Source organism: Pedobacter sp. Leaf176 (assembly GCF_001424305.1).
GTDB lineage: Bacteria > Bacteroidota > Bacteroidia > Sphingobacteriales > Sphingobacteriaceae > Pedobacter.
In genome coordinates this window covers 204479-220991 of the sequence record NZ_LMPD01000004.1, presented here as the reverse complement: position 1 = coordinate 220991, position 16513 = coordinate 204479, and the positions used below count along the sequence as shown (strand labels likewise).

The window sequence follows — 16513 nt, the reverse complement described above, 5'->3', positions numbered from 1 at the left end:
TTTACCTAAGCCGCTCATATATCGCTATGGCTTCTTTTTTTGTTGAAGTGATGAAAGGTGGATACCTCAAAACTAGCGTGTCTTTATTTAATTTTTGAATCTTCATTTCAACAGATAGACCAGATTCTTCATCATTAGGGTTTTGCAACACTATTTCTTGAGCTGGTATAGAAGATGCCTCTGGATTTGAAACTGTAACGCTATAAACTTCTGGAAAAAAATGACCAGGAAACCTTCTAAAATAAGCTTGTATTCTTAAAATATTGTTCGGTTCTATTGCATTGTTTTTAAACCCTATTCTTTTAACCAACAGCCATTTTCCAGATAATGCGTTCCTAATTTCTTTTATTTGAGCAGTGTCCGATTTAATATAATCTACAGCTCTGTAATACTTCAAAATCCCGAGGCTGAGAAAAATAAACCCAAGGATAACAGCCCAAAAATTAACAATTCTCGCCCAATTAACTCTTATACCTAAATCATAAGATTTCTGTTTTTCTATCTGGTAAACCTTATAAATCAAGTAAGCAACCAAGCAAAAAGCTAAAAACATTCGAGCGCAATTTATTTTACTAATTCCAAGACAGGGCCAAACCCTATTCTTTCTTTTTTGTTGTAAGGTAAAGAAAAACTACTATCATGACAAACGAAGATTTAAACACTACAGTCAATAACATCAAAGAAGCCTGGAAATATCCTGAACTATACAACAACGTGTCAAGTTCTGAAAGATGGCTTTCCGGAGCAGCAGGAACTTACCTGATTTTCAAAGGCCTTACCGGTATATTTTCGCATCCTATTTTAGGTTTAACAGGTGCTGCAATCGGTGCAGGATTGTTATACCGGGGCGTAACCGGATATTGTCCTGTACGTGATTTTGCCCAACAAGAGGAAGAAAGTATTGTTCCAGATGAAGTTATCATAACGGAAACTTACGTTGCTGAATAACTCGGCGTAATAAATTGAATACCATATTTCCATTTACTAATAAATCGATTAACTTTAACCAGTTAATCTATAATTATGAGCAAATACGCATTATTATTTATTCCGGCATTTTTTTCTATGCAGGCAATGGCACAAGACAAAAAAATAGACCCGGCTAAAGACCCAAAAACAACAGAGGTTTGGGAACCAGTTCCAAAAATGGTAACGCCGGGCAATTTACCTCAGGATGCACCTTCTGATGCAATAATCCTGTTTAACGGCAGGAATCTGGACGCCTGGCACTCAGTAAAAGATGCAACAAAACCAGCAGCATGGACATTAGACGACGGTTTTTTTACCGTTAAAAAAGGTACAGGCAATATCGAAACCAATAAAAAATTTACCGATTACCAGTTACACATGGAGTGGAAAATTCCTGCAAACATTAGTGGTGAAGGACAGGCACGTGGCAATAGCGGTGTATTCTTGGCGTCGACAGGTGGCGGAGATAATGGTTACGAAATTCAGATTATGGATGCCTATAACAACAAAACTTATGTTAACGGACAAACAGGAAGTGTTTACAAACAAGCAGTCCCTTTAGCTAACGCAAATAAAAAACCAGGCGAATGGCAGTATTATGATATAATCTGGAATGCACCCCGCTTTAATGAAGATGGTAGCTTATTAAAACCCGCAAGTGTTACCTTATTCTTAAATGGGGTATTACTTCAAAATGGTTATGTGTTAAAAGGGGAAACAAGGTATATTGGTGCGCCACAATATAAGAAACATGGTCCTTCGTCAATCAAACTTCAGGACCATGGTGATCCAAGTCCTGCAATTAGCTTCAGAAACATTTGGGTTAGAGAGCTTTAATAAAATTAATAAACAAAGGTAATATCCTGCAATTTTAAAATTGCAGGATTTTTTGTTTTAATAATAAATTGCTTCTAATAAGACTGAAGGTTCGCGTTCATAAGTTTTGTGCAATAGGCAACGCTAGCAAAGGAAAATTTCTTTGGTCGTTAACATACCAGGTACTGGTTTAGCCCTCGTTAATCATGGCCGCGCACAAGTATACTTTCTAATAGAAGAGTTGACATGCAACACATCAAACACTCGAAGAAAAAACTAAGAGGCCTTTAACTTTAAAATTTTCATAAATTCATTTTGCGGAATCAGCTCCGCGCCTAAACTCATAAGATGGTCGTTGGGTAATTGGCAGTCAATTAAATCGATATCTGTTTTACTCAAAAATATCAGTGCTGCTTTTGACGCGTTACTGACCTGACTAAACATGCTCTCACCACAAAAAACACGATTTATTTTTAAGCCATATAAACCGCCAACCAGTTTTTCATCTAGCCACACTTCTATGCTATGAGCGAAACCCCGTTTATGCAGGTTGATATAAGCATCTTGCATATCATTTGTTATCCATGTGCCTTGCTGGCCTTCCCTGGGCATTAATGCACAATTTCGAATCACCTCAGAAAATGCTTTATTGATGGTTATTTTAAAGATCGCATCCCTCATCACCTTCTTCATGCTTTTACTGATTTTAATCTTATCGGGGTAAATTACACAACGCTGATGAGGCGCATACCATAGAATTGGTTCACCATCGCTAAACCATGGAAAAATGCCATTTGAATAAGCTGATAGAAGTCTTTCCAAGCTCAGATCACCGCCAATTGCAAGCAAGCCATCTTCTTCTGCCAAGGCAGGGCTGGGAAAACTTAGATCATCATCTAGCAATTGGAAAAACATAGGCAAAAGTAGCAAATGAAACAAAGATTAAACCAAGGCGTTTTAAATAAGTCATAGTAATTAAAGTTATCATTATGAGCCCAAAAGATAATTTCTATAAAGTTAAACATCTTTACAACAGGGCAGGCTTTGGCATCTCTTATACCGACCTGCATAAATTAAGCAGAAAAAATATCATCAAAGTTATTGAAGGTTTGTTTGAACAACCAAAAGTAGCTGATGATATCACCCTGATTGATACAGTTGCATCCAAGCAGCAACTTTTAATGCAGGCAGGCCTATATGCCAAAAAAGATTTGACCGACGAAGAAAAAAAGCAGCGACAGGAAATTGTTAAAATGCAGAATGAGAAAAGCCGGGATTTAAATATTGCCTGGGTGGAGAAAATGATTAATACAGCTTTGCCATTAAGGGAGAAGATGACTTTATTTTGGCACGGCCATTTTGCTTGCAGGAGCAACAATCCTTTTTTCGCCCAGCAACTCAACAACATACAAAGGGCAAATTGCTTAGGTAGTTTTAAAACTTTGCTGGTCGAAGTTTCTAAATCACCCGCTATGTTGCAGTATTTAAACAACCAGCAAAACAGGAAAGGCAAACCCAATGAAAATTTTGCCCGTGAATTAATGGAGCTATTCACGTTGGGGCGGGGAAATTATACGGAACAGGATATAAAAGAATCTGCCCGTTCTTTTACAGGATGGATGTACGACAAAGATGGCTCATTCATTTTTCGGCCAAATTTACACGATGCCGGGACGAAAACGTTCTTTGGAAAAATTGGAAACTTCGACGGCGAAAACATCATCGATATCATTTTAGACAATCCTGAAACAGCCAAATTCATATCCCGTAAGGTGTATAAATTTTTTGTAAATGATGTACCGAACGAAGCTCATGTGAAAGAATTGGCATCGGCATTTTTTAATTCTAAGTATAATATTGCTACGCTCTTGAAGAAAATGTTTACCGCTGATTGGTTTTATGCGCCAGAAAATTTAGGCAATAAAATCAAATCCCCGGCAGAATTCCTGGTTGGTCTCAGCCGTGAGTTTTATGTTACTTACAACAAACCACAAGTTTTAATTCAACTGCAGAGTAGTTTAGGGCAATACTTGTTTAATCCGCCGAATGTAGCAGGTTGGCCCGCGGGGCAGAGCTGGATTGATAGTTCCTCTCTGATGCTAAGAATGAGAATTCCTTCTTTGGTTTTAAATGATGGGGCGATAGATTTTAGCGGCAAAGCCGATCCGGAAGACGAAGCGGTAATTGCACAAAGCCGATCAGCCACTGCAAACGCAAATATTAAAGCGAAACCAAAATCTTTTGTAGATGCGAAGGCGGACTGGCCAAAATTTTTGAATACGTTGCCTAAGAGCATAACGCCTGTCGAACTTGCTGAATTTTTGCTTCAGCCAAAATTAACAGATAAAATAATAAACATGATTAGCAACAACGCAGGTTTAAGGAATACTTCTGTAGAACTTACCAGCATGCCCGAATATCAACTTTGCTAAATGCATTGATTTAACAAATAGTCTGCTCAAACACAATTAAATTGCAGGAAAATGGATAGAAGAAGTTTTTTAAGAAATACCGGTTTTGTAGCCGCGGGTTCACTTTTTGTCCCCGCATTTATGAAACCATTAGAAGCCATGGCCCTCGATGAGCTAAGCTTGTATAAAAATTTAGTTATAGTACAGCTATCCGGCGGTAATGACGGATTAAATACAGTTATCCCTTACGGTAACGACATTTACTATCAAAAAAGAAAAGGCATCGCTATTAAACCGGAAGAGGTAATTAAGTTAACGGATATGCAAGGCTTGAATCCCAATATGGCGGCTTTACAAGAAATTCATGACCAGGGCTGGATGACAATCATCAATGACGTGGGCTACCCAAATCCTGACAGGTCACATTTCCGGTCCATGGATATCTGGCAAACAGGAAGTGAAAGCAACCAGTTCCTTTCTACAGGATGGATCGGCCGCTATCTGGACAGCAATTGCCAAACCTGCAAGTTTCCTTATACAGCCATAGAAGTAGACGATTCACTTTCTCTGGCTATGAAAGGGCAAACAAAAAAAGGCATTGCATTGAAAGACCCTGCAGCACTGTTTCGTAACACCAATGATCCGTTCTTTAAAGCCATGCTACAAAACGATAAGGAAGATCTGGATGAAGACAATCTGGGTTATCTGTACAAAACGATGATCGAAACATCGTCTTCAGCAAGTTATATTCAAAACACATCTAAAGTATATCAAAGTAAGGCAACCTATCCCCAATCTGGTTTTGCAAATCAACTGAAAACAGTTTCAAAATTCATTTCATCAGGACTGAAAACTAGGGTTTATTATGTATCCCTAAGTGGTTTTGATACTCATGTAAACCAAATTCAGCAACAGGGAAATTTGCTCAAACAATACAGCGAAGGTATGGCGGCTTTCCTAAAAGATTTAAAAACCAACAATAAACTGGAAGATACTTTGGTTGTAACTTTTTCTGAATTCGGCCGAAGGGTTGAACAAAATGCCAGTAATGGCACCGACCACGGAACCGCCAATAACATGTTCATCTTTGGTGGCCGCCTGAAGAAGCAAGGCATTTTCAATGATGCACCTAATTTAAGCGATTTAGAGACTGGCGATTTAAAATACCAGCTGGATTTCAGGCAGGTGTATGGAACTATTTTAGATAAGTGGCTCGATGTGAATAATGCCGATATTTTAAATAAGAAATTTAACACGCTGGATTTCATTTAAGTTAGTTTCCCGCAGATTCCACAGATTAGAAATAAGGATTTCGCGTGAAACAAATGGCGAAACAAACTAATCAGCCTATCTGCGGGAAATAATCTATTTTCTCTTAAGAATATAAACGGGCCTGTTATTATCTTTATCAATCAGATAAGTATAAGTTTGAAAAAGCTCATAACCATAATTTTTTAGCTTATTGAGGCAGTCAGCATAAGAATTAAAAAGCAGTTCTTTTCCGTCATCACCTCTAACATTTAAATCTTTATTGCGTTTGTATTTCTGACCATAATCCAGTTTTAAAATTAAATCTCCTGAATCATAGACAGGTGAGATTTCGACGTAATCTACATGGATATCGCTTAAACGAACACCGTTTACATTCTGGGCTCTAACCTTTGAAAAGGTAAAGCAAGCGACCGCAGCCGATAGGAACAGTAGTTTTTTCATAACAAGGTTTTCTTTGTGTGTATGCTGAAATTACTAAAAATTCAGGAGAAAAAAGAAGAAATTTAAAGCCCATATATAGGGTTTATCTATCCCTTAAATCAAGAAAATTAAAACAATCTTCTTCGAAAAGGGATTAATAATAAATAAAACGGAAAAATGAAAAAGACATTCTTAATTTTATTTGCAATAGCTTCGATTGCAGCTACTGCCTGTAACAGCAAAAAAGCGGATAGTGAAAATGCGGACAGCATGTATAAGTACACCGACACAAACGTTCGTGATTCATTGAAAACCGATAGCACATCCGATTCGACGACAAATGCGCCGGCAGATGCTAATAATTAGAGTTAATAACCAGCCTAACGAGTGATCGTCTAATAAGTCTATCTCAATTGTGGTTACCTTCAGCTTGTCGAAGCGTCCTGTAAAGCAGTTTTACAATTCCTTCGACAGGCTCTCGATGACCTCTCGTATGGTAGCACACAGCCAAGCTATATTTTTAGATAGCAAGAAAGATTCCGCATTTCGAAGTATGACCATGTAACAATTGCACGTTAAAATTATCTTAACCTAAAAAACGGCAATGAATTTTTTAGGCAATATTATTTGGATTGTTTTCGGCGGAATATTTATTTTCTTTGAATACATCATCGGTGGATTAATCCTTTGCCTAACCATAGTTGGCATTCCATTCGGCATCCAATGTTTCAAATTTGCTGTTGTCGGCCTCGCGCCATTTGGTGTAAAAATTACAGACAGCTCATCAAACACGGGTTGCCTTTCCACTATCATGAACATCATCTGGATTTGTTGCGGAGGCATCTGGATAGCATTAACACACTTTTTCTTTGGAATATTGCTTTGCCTGACAATCGTTGGCATACCTTTCGGTCGCCAGCATTTTAAATTGATGAACCTGGCATTTACGCCTTTCGGCAAATCGATAAACTAACTAATCAGTCCGATTGATTTTGAATGCTCAATCGCTTCGTCGCTATTACTAAAAAGACAGGTATAAACTTTATTAACTTCTACCTTTTTTAAAAGCGTTCTGGTTTCAGCTTCTTTCTCCGGACGTATATTCCTAATGTAGATTGCTTCGATATTTTTTGGATATTTCTCTGCTATAGAAGTATAAATTTGCGGATCATGTTGTGAATTATCGCCAAAAAAAACAAATCTTTGATTTGGAAAAGCATCTAAAATCCGCATGACGCGAAGCAGTTTACCTTCATGACCAGTTTTGCCGGTTTTAATCAAATCCTTCCATCTTTTCAAAGTATTAAGAAGAAAGGCTCCGTTTGGCAATTTATTGAACTTAAACGTTTCAAGCAGATAATCATACAAATTCCATTCGCTGCTGCTCACATAAAAAAATGGATTTGGCTGTTCCGCTTTTGTGTGGGCAAGCGCCAGTTGCTGGTAATGCTTTGCGGCACTAGCAAAAGTCTTTCGTGTATGTGGATTTTTAATAAAAAGCTCTCGTAATCGCCTTCCTAAGGTCGCTGAATGAGAAATCATCACGGTATCATCAACATCAGAAATAAAAGCGTATTGGGTGATATGCGGAACATAAATTTCGCCGCTGCCGGCATGTAAAATCTTGCCATTTTCATCAATTGCCTCAACGGTTACGGCGTGCCAACCTGCCTTTACTTCCTCTTCAGCTTCAAATTCAAACTTAAAGAAGCCATCTGCCTCAGTTTTATTATATATAATTTGACTTGCAAACCGAAGCCTGATTTGTACAAAAGGATAAGGCTTAAGTATAAAAAGCCTTAACAGGTGGATAATATTCACGAATAAATTGTTGCTGTAAACCTGTGTAGTTTTTGCTTTATGTTTAAAAACATGTCCGTAAACAACCAGGTTGTGTGTGTGCCCATAACCATGATAAACTTTAACGCTAACCGATTTATTCATTATAATTAAAACAGAGTTTACAATAAGTTGTTTTGATGTAACCAAAAGAGGTCAATCAGCCATGAAATTACTGTTCATTATCAACCCGGGTTCGGGTAGTCACAACATCAATCTAAAGGAAGTAATTTCTAATCATTTCGAAGAAAAGCAAATTGAAACAGAACTTTTTGAGTTACCCGATGATTGCTCTATTGATAAAATAAAACACAAAATAGATAGTTCAAAAGCTGATAAAGTTGTCGCCGTTGGCGGTGATGGGACGCTAAAACTAGTCGCCGAATGCTTGTTAAATTCAGAAATACCGATAGGTATAATTCCTGCAGGATCTGCAAATGGAATGGCAAAAGAATTAGGCATCCCAACGGACATTACAGAAGCGCTGGATTTCCTGGAAACAGGCAAACCGAAAAAAATTCACGTGGTCAAAATTAACGATGAGATCTGTATTCACCTGGCAGATTTAGGCTTCAATGCCTACTTGGTAAATAAATTCGACACCTTACCAGAACGGGGCATGTGGGGTTATGCCAAAGCAACCTGGCATGCACTATGGAACCACAAGAGGATGGACGTTGAATTAAAGCTTGAGAATGAAACTGTAAAATCAAAAGCAGCAATGGTGGCAATTGCTAATGCAACGATGTATGGAACTGGATTAAAGATAAACCCTGATGGAAAATTAGACGACGAATTGTTCGAAATCATTCTGGTAAAAGACTATTCTTATCTGGAAATTCTTAAAATATGGGTAACAAAACTACCATTTAACCCAAAGAAGATAGAAGTTTTTCAAACCTCCGAAGTAAAAATTTTCTCTAAACATAAAGCACATTTCCAGGTCGATGGTGAGTATATTGGAAAGCTGAATAAGGTGGAAGCAACAATTTTACCCGCGGCAATTTCCGTAGTCGTTTAAAATATTTTTTTATGGATTTTAATGGTAAAATATAACCTGAAAAACTCGGCAATAAAACATAATTTAAATAAGATATCAAACCAGATTTGGTTTAGATTCAGGAGCTCTGGAAGCAAGGTTATAAAACCAATAGAAAATACCCATACGACTAAGCGAAACGGAAATTGGATGTAATAGGTAATAAAGCCAAATTTCTTAAAAAGTATTAATCCTGCCGCCGAAACAAGTAACGATACAAACATGGGTAGCGTTAGGATAACCCTGGCTTGCGACAAAACCTGGTCAGGAATTTCTTTTAAATGTGTAATAATCTCCCAAAAAGGTTTTGCTAAAAGGCAAACACTTATGATATCCAGAAGGGCAAAAATTCGAATGGTTAACCGCATTATTTACAATATTTGGCGAGATAATCATCTGCCTTGTCGCTTCCCAAATTTTTCACAAGGTTGAAATCTTCGCAGGCACCTTCCCTGTCACCTTGTTTTATCTTTTTAACTGCCGTTTCAATGATGTCATCCAAATAGGCATCATCGATTCCGAGCTGGTTTTTTATAGCTAGTATTTGTGCTTCTTGCCCAGGTTTCGCCTGCGCCTTGTTTTTATAGAAATTGATTACAGCATTTGTTAAACCTTCTTCTGCTTCGAAAGCAATAATAGACGCTTTGATTTCTGATTTACTTTTTCCTTCACAACCGTAGCCAGATAATTTAAAGTTTACAGGAACGATAACAGAAATTGTGGTATCATAGCCTGCGGGAATCTGCCATTTGCCGCTACTTAGTCTAACCAATCTTAAAGCTTCGTCATCTAAATCAGAAATAATTCCTCTGGTAATTTTCGAAGAGTAAACTTTCCCGTTCTGGTCTAACTTAAAACTTACGTTAACAGTTCCCTGAATACAATTTTGCTTAGAAAATTGAGGGTAAATGGTATTGTTTTTAAGGAACGAAGCAAAAGCCGATGGCCCGCTTTTAAACTGCACCTGTGCCATTGCCAGGCTGCTGAACAAAACAAAACCAACAATTATTAACTTCTTCATATCCTAATTTACTAAAATAAGCTGAAAGCCTGTTTAGATTAATAAAACGAATATTCAAGAATTAAGTTTGGATCAGGACAATTTGCCAGGTATTTATTGCGTTCGCTGAATTTACAGACGCCCGGATAATCACCTTTTAAATTATCAATATCTAAAATTAGCTGAAAATGAAGGTGCGGGGGCCAGTGTCCATTTTCCTCTTTCAGTCCTAGTTCCGCAATTTTTTCTCCAGCCGCTATAAAACTGCCTTCTTTTAAACCAGTTAATGATGCTAAACTGAGATGTCCATAAAGCGCATAAAACTCCAAGCCATCCATATTGTAGGCTAGAATTATTGTTGCACCATAATCTCCAAAGTTATTATTGTTAGCGAAGCTATGAACTTTAGCGTCATAAAAATTGTAAATTGGCGTTCCGGCAGGCCCCCAGATATCTACACCTAAATGTAAGCGCCGCGGTTCCTCTCCGGTATTAAAATGAGCACTTCGGGAATAAATAGTTCTGTGTTCATTGTAACCACCAATACCATAACGGGCCTTATTATTTGCCAACTTTTGATTTACCCATTTAGAAAATAAATCCGTGTTATCCAGAATTTCACCTGTTAACTCGACATTGGCCGAAGTAAAATCAAGCGGTAAGAGTTTATCAGAATTCTTGTTAAAATCGACTATTTTATGAATATATAAGGTATTGTCCTTAATAACGGCTTCTAAAGTGCTCATCAATCTATGCGTTAAACAACGAAGCTACTCCTCGCTGTCCTCTTCTTTTTGCCTAGGTTCTTTGGCTATCTTTTCAAAAAGACTATCCATTTTTTCCACATATTCATTTGTATCGTCTACAAAGAATGTAAGTTCAGGCACAACCCTAACCTGGTGGCGAATTCTTGAACCCAATTTATACCTGATCTCGCTGCTGTGGGCATTTACCGTATTAATTGAAAGCGTGGTATTATTTGTATTAAAAAAGCTTAAATAAACTTTGGCAACAGCTAAATCAGGCGACACCCGCACACGTGTTATGGTAACTAAGGTATTCGGCAAAAACGAAGCACCCTCGCGCTGAAAAACCTGTGCTAATTCTTCCTGTAGTACTCCTGCAAATTTCTGCTGACGTTTACTTTCCATAATTATTAAAAATATCAATTACCAATATTCAATTATCAGGCCTATCAAGCGCGAAATCAAATAGATAATGTTAAAAATTCAATTACCGATATTCAATTATCAGACCATTAAAGGAATAAAAACCAAAAGGTAATTGGTGTAAAAATACTTATATTTATTTAATGGGCAACGGAACAAACTTTTATCTTGAAGAAAGAACATTTCTGGTGGCTCAATCTGTAAGAAGTTATTGTAAGTTGGTTACCCATAATGTAATCAATGTTCAGGATATTAAACAAGTTGTCCGTTCTTCAGGTTCTGTAGCAGCAAATTATATTGAAGCAAATGAGGCCTTAAGTAAAGCTGATTTCATTTATCGGATTAAAATTTGCAGAAAAGAAGCTAAGAAACAAAACTATGGCTTAGCCTGATTGACATCGAAGACAAGCAAGCGCTGCAAAATTCAAAATTTATTTTATCAGACGAAGCCACTCAACTTATGCTAATCTTTAATGCGATTATTAAGAAGTCGCAATGATCAAGCTCCAAATTCCAATAATTAAATCACAACTTCAAGAACCAGGGTTCAAATTCGAATGAACAATGATCAATCACAATAACCAAATTAAATCGAAAGGCAGTTTTTGGTTATTTAATTATTACTCATCTTCTAAATTAATCGCTACGGTTTAGTCATTGCAATTTGATGATTGATAATTAACCCAACAGATCTTTTCCCAGAATTAATATAAAAGATTACTATCATAAGGATACCTCGCTGTGTGTGCAGCTTTGACCTTATCGTACAATAGCGTTTTAAATTCTTCTATATTTTCTTTCTCTGTGGCCGAAATAAACAAAACCGGTACTTTACCATGGCTCATCCAGCTTTTCTTAAAATCTTCGAGGGTTAGCTTTCCATCGCTGTCTTCATCCTCAACCTCGGGCGACACATAGGCATCAATTTTATTAAACACTAAAATCATGTCTTTATCAATTGCGCCAATATCTTTCAGGGTTTCATTTACAATATGAATCTGATCCTCAAAATTTGGATGCGAAACATCGACTACATGAATCAGAAGATCGGCTTCACGAACCTCATCCAATGTAGATTTAAAACATTCTACCAAATGGTGAGGCAGTTTTCTAATAAATCCAACAGTATCAGACAGCAGGAAAGGCAAATTTTCAATTACGACCTTACGAACCGTCGTATCTAAAGTAGCGAAAAGCTTGTTTTCTGCAAACACTTCAGACTTGGAAAGCATGTTCATAATTGTTGATTTCCCAACATTCGTATAACCAACTAAGGCAACGCGAATCAGCTCGCCACGATTTTTGCGTTGCGTCTCGTTCTGCTTATCTATATTTCTTAAACGCTCTTTTAATAAAGAGATTTTGTTCAAAATAATTCGCCTGTCACTTTCAATCTGCGTTTCACCTGGCCCACGCATACCAATACCACCTTTTTGGCGCTCTAAGTGCGTCCACATACCCGTTAATCGCGGCAAAACGTATTGTAACTGAGCCAGTTCAACTTGTGTTTTCGCTTGCGCAGTTTGTGCCCTGCTGGCAAAGATATCCAGAATTAAGTTACTTCTGTCTAAAACCTTAACACCCAATTCCCTGTCTATATTTCGCAGTTGCGATGGCGATAATTCATCATCGAAAACCACCGTATCAATCTCCTCCGATTTTACATAAGCCTTTATTTCTTCAAGCTTTCCCGTCCCCACAAAAGTTGCACGCTCGGGTTTCAACATCTTCTGCGTAAAGTTTTTTTCAACTAAGCCTCCTGCTGTTTCAACCAAAAAGGCCAACTCATCTAAATATTCTTTTGTTTGCTCCTCCTTTTCTCCGGGCGTAATTACGCCGACCAAAATGGCTCGCTCCTGCTTTATCGCAGTATCATAAAATTTTTGTTTTCCCATGTAATTAAAACAAACTTAGATAAAATTGCCTATAATTTTAGTAGCAAAAAAGCAATTTTACTGTTCTCTCCTTAACCCCTAAATAACAATTTCGATTTCTAAGGAAATATACGAATTTGCAAATGTGTAAATCCATATACAAACCATGCTGATGTAATAAAAGTTTTTTTTGTTTTAGTCTGTTATACAATTAGGTGTTCGGAAGATTAAAAACAATTAAGGCATTAAGAAAATTAAGAGATTTCCAGTTATAATATTATAGTTAAAATGCCAAGGGTATATTTATCTTAATGCTCTTAACTTCTTAATGATTTTCAATAATTTTAGCTTAATAAATTACTTTCGGTAATACAATTAGGTGTTGCATCAAGAAAATTAAGGGATTTCCAGTCATATATCTTATAGTGAAAATGATAAGAGCATATTTATCTTGATACTCTTAATTTCTTAACCATTTTCAATAATTTTAAGCTTAATAAATTGCTTTTGGTTAATTAGGTGTTCGGAAAAACAAAAACCATTAAGGGATTAAGGGATTTCCACTTATATATCTTACAGTGAACACCTAAAATTAAATCTGCCTCACAAATTGTTTAATTGCATCAGCAGGATCATTCGTTTTCATAAAATTCTCGCCGATCAAATAGCCGTTAAAACCAGCCGTTTTTAATTCCTTAATCGTTTGAGGATTACTAATTGCACTCTCCGAAATTTTCAAAAACTCGTCAGGAATTTTGTTCACCAAATCGAACGATGTTTGAATGTTAACGGTAAAATCGCCAAGATTTCGGTTATTGACACCGATGGCATCTAAATTCGGACAAATACTTCTTTCCAACTCTTCAAGATTGTGGACTTCAAGCAGCACATTTAAGCCGAGGTTTTGGGCAAATTTTCCGAAATCACTTATTTGCTTCGGAGTTAATATAGAGGCAATTAACAGTATAATATCAGCGCCCCAGGCTTTCGCTTCCAAGATCTGGTATTCATCAATGATGAAATCTTTTCTCAGAATCGGAATGTCATTTGCCGCCCTTGCAGCAAGAATATCATCGGTTTTACCACCGAAAAAATCTACATCGGTTAAAACAGAAAGTGCAGAGGCACCCGCATTATTGTAGGCTTTTGTAACCTCTGCTACATCGGCAGTGCCATTAATTAATCCCTTCGAAGGCGAATGGCGCTTAAATTCAGCAATGATTCCTGTCCGATCATCAGCGAGCAGAAATTCTTTAAAAGAATAAGGTGTTCTTTTAAAATGGATGGATTGCTCCAAATCTTTAACAGCAATCCAGGCTTTTGCATCCGCAACTTCTTGTTGTTTGCGGACAACGATTTTATCTAAAATATTCATTTACTTTCCCATTAGTTGTTGTTTAACTGGTCAGCCAGTTCTCCATCATTTGCCTGCCAAACTCCGTCAATACACTTTCCGGATGGAACTGCACGCCACGAACATCAAGTGTTTCATGCCTTAAAGCCATAATTTCATTTTTATGATCTCTGGCTGTGATTTTTAAGCATGAAGGAAAATTTTCTTTGCTCACCACCCAACTGTGGTAACGGCCAACATTGATTGTTTGAGGGCATTCCCAAAACAAAAATTCGTCGCCATCAACAACAGTTACCGGGGTTGCAACACCATGCATTGGCCGGCCAAGATTTAAAAGCGTTCCGCCAAAAACCTCAGCAATCGCCTGCTGACCTAAACAAACACCAAAAATACTTTTTGTAGGCGCGTATGTTTTGATCACATCAAGCAATAAACCAGCTTCTTCCGGAATTCCTGGTCCTGGGGAAAGTAAAATTTTATCGTATTGTTCCACATCGGCAAGTTCGAATTTGTCGTTTCTCCATACTTCAGCTTCATAACCAACTTCATTAATTAAATGAACAAGGTTATAAGTAAAACTATCGTAATTGTCGATTACCAAAACTACCCCCTTGCCCCCTGAAAGGGGCATATTGTTATTATCCATTTTCTTAAATTTTATAACAGTTTTCTTAAATAGAAGAACTATTTTCTATCTTTTATTATCACTATGTTAAGCCCTTCAGGGGTTGGGGTTAAATACCTACCGCCATTTCAATTGCCTTCCTTAAAGCCGCAATCTTATTGTTTACTTCCTGCATTTCGGTTTCAGGAACCGAATCGGCAACAATTCCTGCGCCTGCACGATAATGCAGTTCATTATTTTTGCTCATAAAAGTCCTGATCATAATGGCATGATTAAAATCTTCGTTAAAGCCCATAAAACCAATTGCACCTGCATAAAAGTTGCGACCAAGTTTTTCATTTTCATCAATAAGCTGCATGGCTTTGTACTTCGGTGCACCGCTTAAAGTTCCTGCTGGGTAAGTATCTGCCACGACTTTAAATGCGCTAACGTCATCTTGTAAATGGCCGCTAACTTTGCTCACTAAATGGATAAGATGCGAATAATACTGAACTTCTTTGAAAGATTTAACCTCAACCCGGTTGCAATGCCTGCTCAAATCGTTTCTGGCCAAATCGACAAGCATAACGTGCTCAGCACTCTCTTTCGGGTCTTGCTCCAATTTTTTTGCCTGTTCTGCATCTTCAACATCGTTACCACTGCGTTTAAAAGTACCGGCAATTGGGAAAATATTTGCCGTATTGTTTTTAATGGTAATCTGTGCTTCCGGCGATGAACCAAAGAGTTTGAAGTTTCCATAATCGAAATAGAACAAGTAGGGAGATGGATTTATCGAGCGCAGACAACGGTAAACATTAAATTCATCACCCGTAAAAGCTTGTTTGAACGCCCGGGAAGGTACAATCTGGAAAACATCGCCACGATAAATGTGTTTCTGAAGTTTTTCTACCAGCTGAATAAAACCTTCATCAGTTAAATTAGAAGATTCTTCTCCTTTAATTTGAAATTTGTACTCCGGGTAGTTTTTATTCTGAATCAGGTATTCCATTTTCTCCAAACCAACCTCTTCTTCACCTTCAAAAGCATTTCTGAATAAAGTTATCTCGTTCTTAAAATGGTCTATCGCGATGATGTAACGATACAAATGATACTGCATTTCAGGGATTTCTTCTCCTTCAGGCGTTTCGGATATAAACTTAATATCTTCAAAATGTTGAACGGCATTCCAGGTGAAATAGCCAAACAAGCCACTCGTTATGAACTTGATTTCGGGAATTTCAGTTTCTTTGAATTTATCTTTGAAAGCAGAAATCTGCTCGCTTAAGTTTTCACTTTCTGTTATTTCAACCGAACCATCAGGGAAGTAACTTTCTAGCCTGGTACCTTTTAAAATAATGCCCGCAACCGGGTCGGCACAAACAAAACTCATTGAATTTTCACGGCTGTGGTAGTCAGAACTTTCTAATAGAATACTGTTCGGGTATACATCGCGTAAGCGTAAATAAATGCTCACTGGTGTAGTGGTATCGGCAAGTAATTTTTTATAGCTGGTATTAATTTTGAACATTTCTCTATTCGTCTTTGCGAGGAGGAACGACGAAGCAATCTCTCCTGTTGTTAAATTATTAATAAATAAAAAGCCCGGCGTGTGGTTCTACGCCGGGCTTTAATGGTTCTTTAATTTAGGTTGATAAAATATCTACTCATACGCAGCCGGCGCAATTCTGTTTTGAATTACCTTGCCAAAGCCATGTATGTATATTGTTAATCATTGGGTGACAAAAA

At 37.4% G+C, this 16513-nt stretch carries 20 protein-coding genes; 8 read left to right on the top strand and 12 right to left on the bottom strand.

Translation table 11 applies throughout. The features are described from left to right. Nucleotide 1: 1 nt before the first annotated feature. Complete coding sequence (locus ASF92_RS13485; protein WP_056093888.1) at nucleotides 2-553, bottom strand: hypothetical protein; 552 nt, start codon at nucleotides 551-553, stop codon at nucleotides 2-4. 86 nt (nucleotides 554-639) lie between these two features. Here ASF92_RS13485 and ASF92_RS13480 point away from each other — a divergent pair, with 86 nt between their 5' ends. Both ASF92_RS13480 and ASF92_RS13475 read left to right on the top strand, forming a co-directional pair. After that, the gene (locus tag ASF92_RS13480; RefSeq protein ID WP_056093885.1) at nucleotides 640-948 is read left to right on the top strand and encodes a DUF2892 domain-containing protein; all 309 of its coding nucleotides are present in this window, start codon (nucleotides 640-642) and stop codon (nucleotides 946-948) included. A 75-nt stretch (nucleotides 949-1023) separates the two neighbouring features. Further along, the gene (locus tag ASF92_RS13475; protein ID WP_056093882.1) at nucleotides 1024-1806 is read left to right on the top strand and encodes a DUF1080 domain-containing protein; all 783 of its coding nucleotides are present in this window, start codon (nucleotides 1024-1026) and stop codon (nucleotides 1804-1806) included. 255 nt (nucleotides 1807-2061) lie between these two features. Here ASF92_RS13475 and aat read toward each other — a convergent pair whose 3' ends face one another. Further along, nucleotides 2062-2700: a leucyl/phenylalanyl-tRNA--protein transferase gene (gene aat, locus ASF92_RS13470; protein WP_056093879.1), complete on the bottom strand. Its 639-nt coding sequence runs from the start codon at nucleotides 2698-2700 to the stop codon at nucleotides 2062-2064. A 74-nt stretch (nucleotides 2701-2774) separates the two neighbouring features. Between aat and ASF92_RS13465 the strand changes: the two genes are divergently transcribed. Continuing rightward, entirely contained in the window at nucleotides 2775-4217 is a 1443-nt protein-coding gene (locus ASF92_RS13465) for a DUF1800 family protein (RefSeq protein WP_056093878.1), read from the top strand. Between the two features lie 51 nt (nucleotides 4218-4268). Beyond that, nucleotides 4269-5468, top strand: a complete 1200-nt coding sequence (locus ASF92_RS13460; RefSeq protein ID WP_056093874.1) for a DUF1501 domain-containing protein — start codon at nucleotides 4269-4271, stop codon at nucleotides 5466-5468. A gap of 93 nt (nucleotides 5469-5561) precedes the next feature. Here ASF92_RS13460 and ASF92_RS13455 read toward each other — a convergent pair whose 3' ends face one another. Beyond that, nucleotides 5562-5909, bottom strand: a complete 348-nt coding sequence (locus ASF92_RS13455; RefSeq protein ID WP_056093871.1) for a hypothetical protein — start codon at nucleotides 5907-5909, stop codon at nucleotides 5562-5564. Between the two features lie 156 nt (nucleotides 5910-6065). On the opposite strand from ASF92_RS13455, the gene ASF92_RS13450 reads away from it, so the two are divergent. Next, nucleotides 6066-6254, top strand: coding sequence for a hypothetical protein (locus ASF92_RS13450; RefSeq protein WP_056093866.1), 189 nt, complete (start codon nucleotides 6066-6068; stop codon nucleotides 6252-6254). A 238-nt stretch (nucleotides 6255-6492) separates the two neighbouring features. Further along, nucleotides 6493-6861: a YccF domain-containing protein gene (locus tag ASF92_RS13445; RefSeq protein WP_056093863.1), complete on the top strand. Its 369-nt coding sequence runs from the start codon at nucleotides 6493-6495 to the stop codon at nucleotides 6859-6861. Here ASF92_RS13445 and ASF92_RS13440 read toward each other — a convergent pair. Then, nucleotides 6858-7832, bottom strand: coding sequence for an App1 family protein (locus ASF92_RS13440; protein ID WP_056093859.1), 975 nt, complete (start codon nucleotides 7830-7832; stop codon nucleotides 6858-6860). The genes ASF92_RS13445 and ASF92_RS13440 overlap by 4 nt on opposite strands. Nucleotides 7833-7893: 61 nt before the next feature. Between ASF92_RS13440 and ASF92_RS13435 the strand changes: the two genes are divergently transcribed. Continuing rightward, nucleotides 7894-8748: a diacylglycerol kinase family protein gene (locus tag ASF92_RS13435; protein WP_056093854.1), complete on the top strand. Its 855-nt coding sequence runs from the start codon at nucleotides 7894-7896 to the stop codon at nucleotides 8746-8748. Here ASF92_RS13435 and ASF92_RS13430 read toward each other — a convergent pair. The 4 genes from ASF92_RS13430 to rbfA are packed head-to-tail and all read right to left on the bottom strand — an operon-like array spanning nucleotide 8745 to nucleotide 10917. Then, the gene (locus ASF92_RS13430) at nucleotides 8745-9134 is read right to left on the bottom strand and encodes a hypothetical protein (RefSeq protein ID WP_056093850.1); all 390 of its coding nucleotides are present in this window, start codon (nucleotides 9132-9134) and stop codon (nucleotides 8745-8747) included. The genes ASF92_RS13435 and ASF92_RS13430 overlap by 4 nt on opposite strands. Further along, complete coding sequence (locus ASF92_RS13425; RefSeq protein ID WP_056093846.1) at nucleotides 9134-9787, bottom strand: energy transducer TonB; 654 nt, start codon at nucleotides 9785-9787, stop codon at nucleotides 9134-9136. Before ASF92_RS13425 ends, ASF92_RS13430 begins: the two co-directional genes overlap by 1 nt. Nucleotides 9788-9825: 38 nt before the next feature. After that, the gene (locus ASF92_RS13420) at nucleotides 9826-10512 is read right to left on the bottom strand and encodes a peptidoglycan DD-metalloendopeptidase family protein (protein WP_056093843.1); all 687 of its coding nucleotides are present in this window, start codon (nucleotides 10510-10512) and stop codon (nucleotides 9826-9828) included. A gap of 24 nt (nucleotides 10513-10536) precedes the next feature. Beyond that, a complete protein-coding gene (gene rbfA / locus ASF92_RS13415) occupies nucleotides 10537-10917 on the bottom strand; it encodes a 30S ribosome-binding factor RbfA (protein ID WP_056093840.1) in 381 nt (126 codons plus the stop codon). A gap of 161 nt (nucleotides 10918-11078) precedes the next feature. Here rbfA and ASF92_RS13410 point away from each other — a divergent pair, with 161 nt between their 5' ends. Next, nucleotides 11079-11327: a four helix bundle protein gene (locus ASF92_RS13410; RefSeq protein WP_056093836.1), complete on the top strand. Its 249-nt coding sequence runs from the start codon at nucleotides 11079-11081 to the stop codon at nucleotides 11325-11327. A gap of 312 nt (nucleotides 11328-11639) precedes the next feature. Here ASF92_RS13410 and hflX read toward each other — a convergent pair whose 3' ends face one another. The 4 genes from hflX to ASF92_RS13390 form a co-directional block, all read right to left on the bottom strand. Next, nucleotides 11640-12830: a GTPase HflX gene (gene hflX, locus ASF92_RS13405; RefSeq protein WP_056093833.1), complete on the bottom strand. Its 1191-nt coding sequence runs from the start codon at nucleotides 12828-12830 to the stop codon at nucleotides 11640-11642. Nucleotides 12831-13401: 571 nt separating this feature from the next. After that, nucleotides 13402-14184 carry an indole-3-glycerol phosphate synthase TrpC gene (gene trpC, locus ASF92_RS13400; protein ID WP_056093830.1) on the bottom strand — a complete coding sequence of 261 codons (783 nt, stop codon included), beginning with the start codon at nucleotides 14182-14184 and terminating at the stop codon, nucleotides 13402-13404. 22 nt (nucleotides 14185-14206) lie between these two features. Continuing rightward, nucleotides 14207-14809, bottom strand: coding sequence for an aminodeoxychorismate/anthranilate synthase component II (locus ASF92_RS13395; protein WP_056093827.1), 603 nt, complete (start codon nucleotides 14807-14809; stop codon nucleotides 14207-14209). A gap of 88 nt (nucleotides 14810-14897) precedes the next feature. After that, nucleotides 14898-16295 (bottom strand): anthranilate synthase component I family protein, encoded by a 1398-nt coding sequence (locus ASF92_RS13390; protein ID WP_056093825.1) that lies wholly within the window; start codon nucleotides 16293-16295, stop codon nucleotides 14898-14900. Nucleotides 16296-16513: the final 218 nt, after the last annotated feature.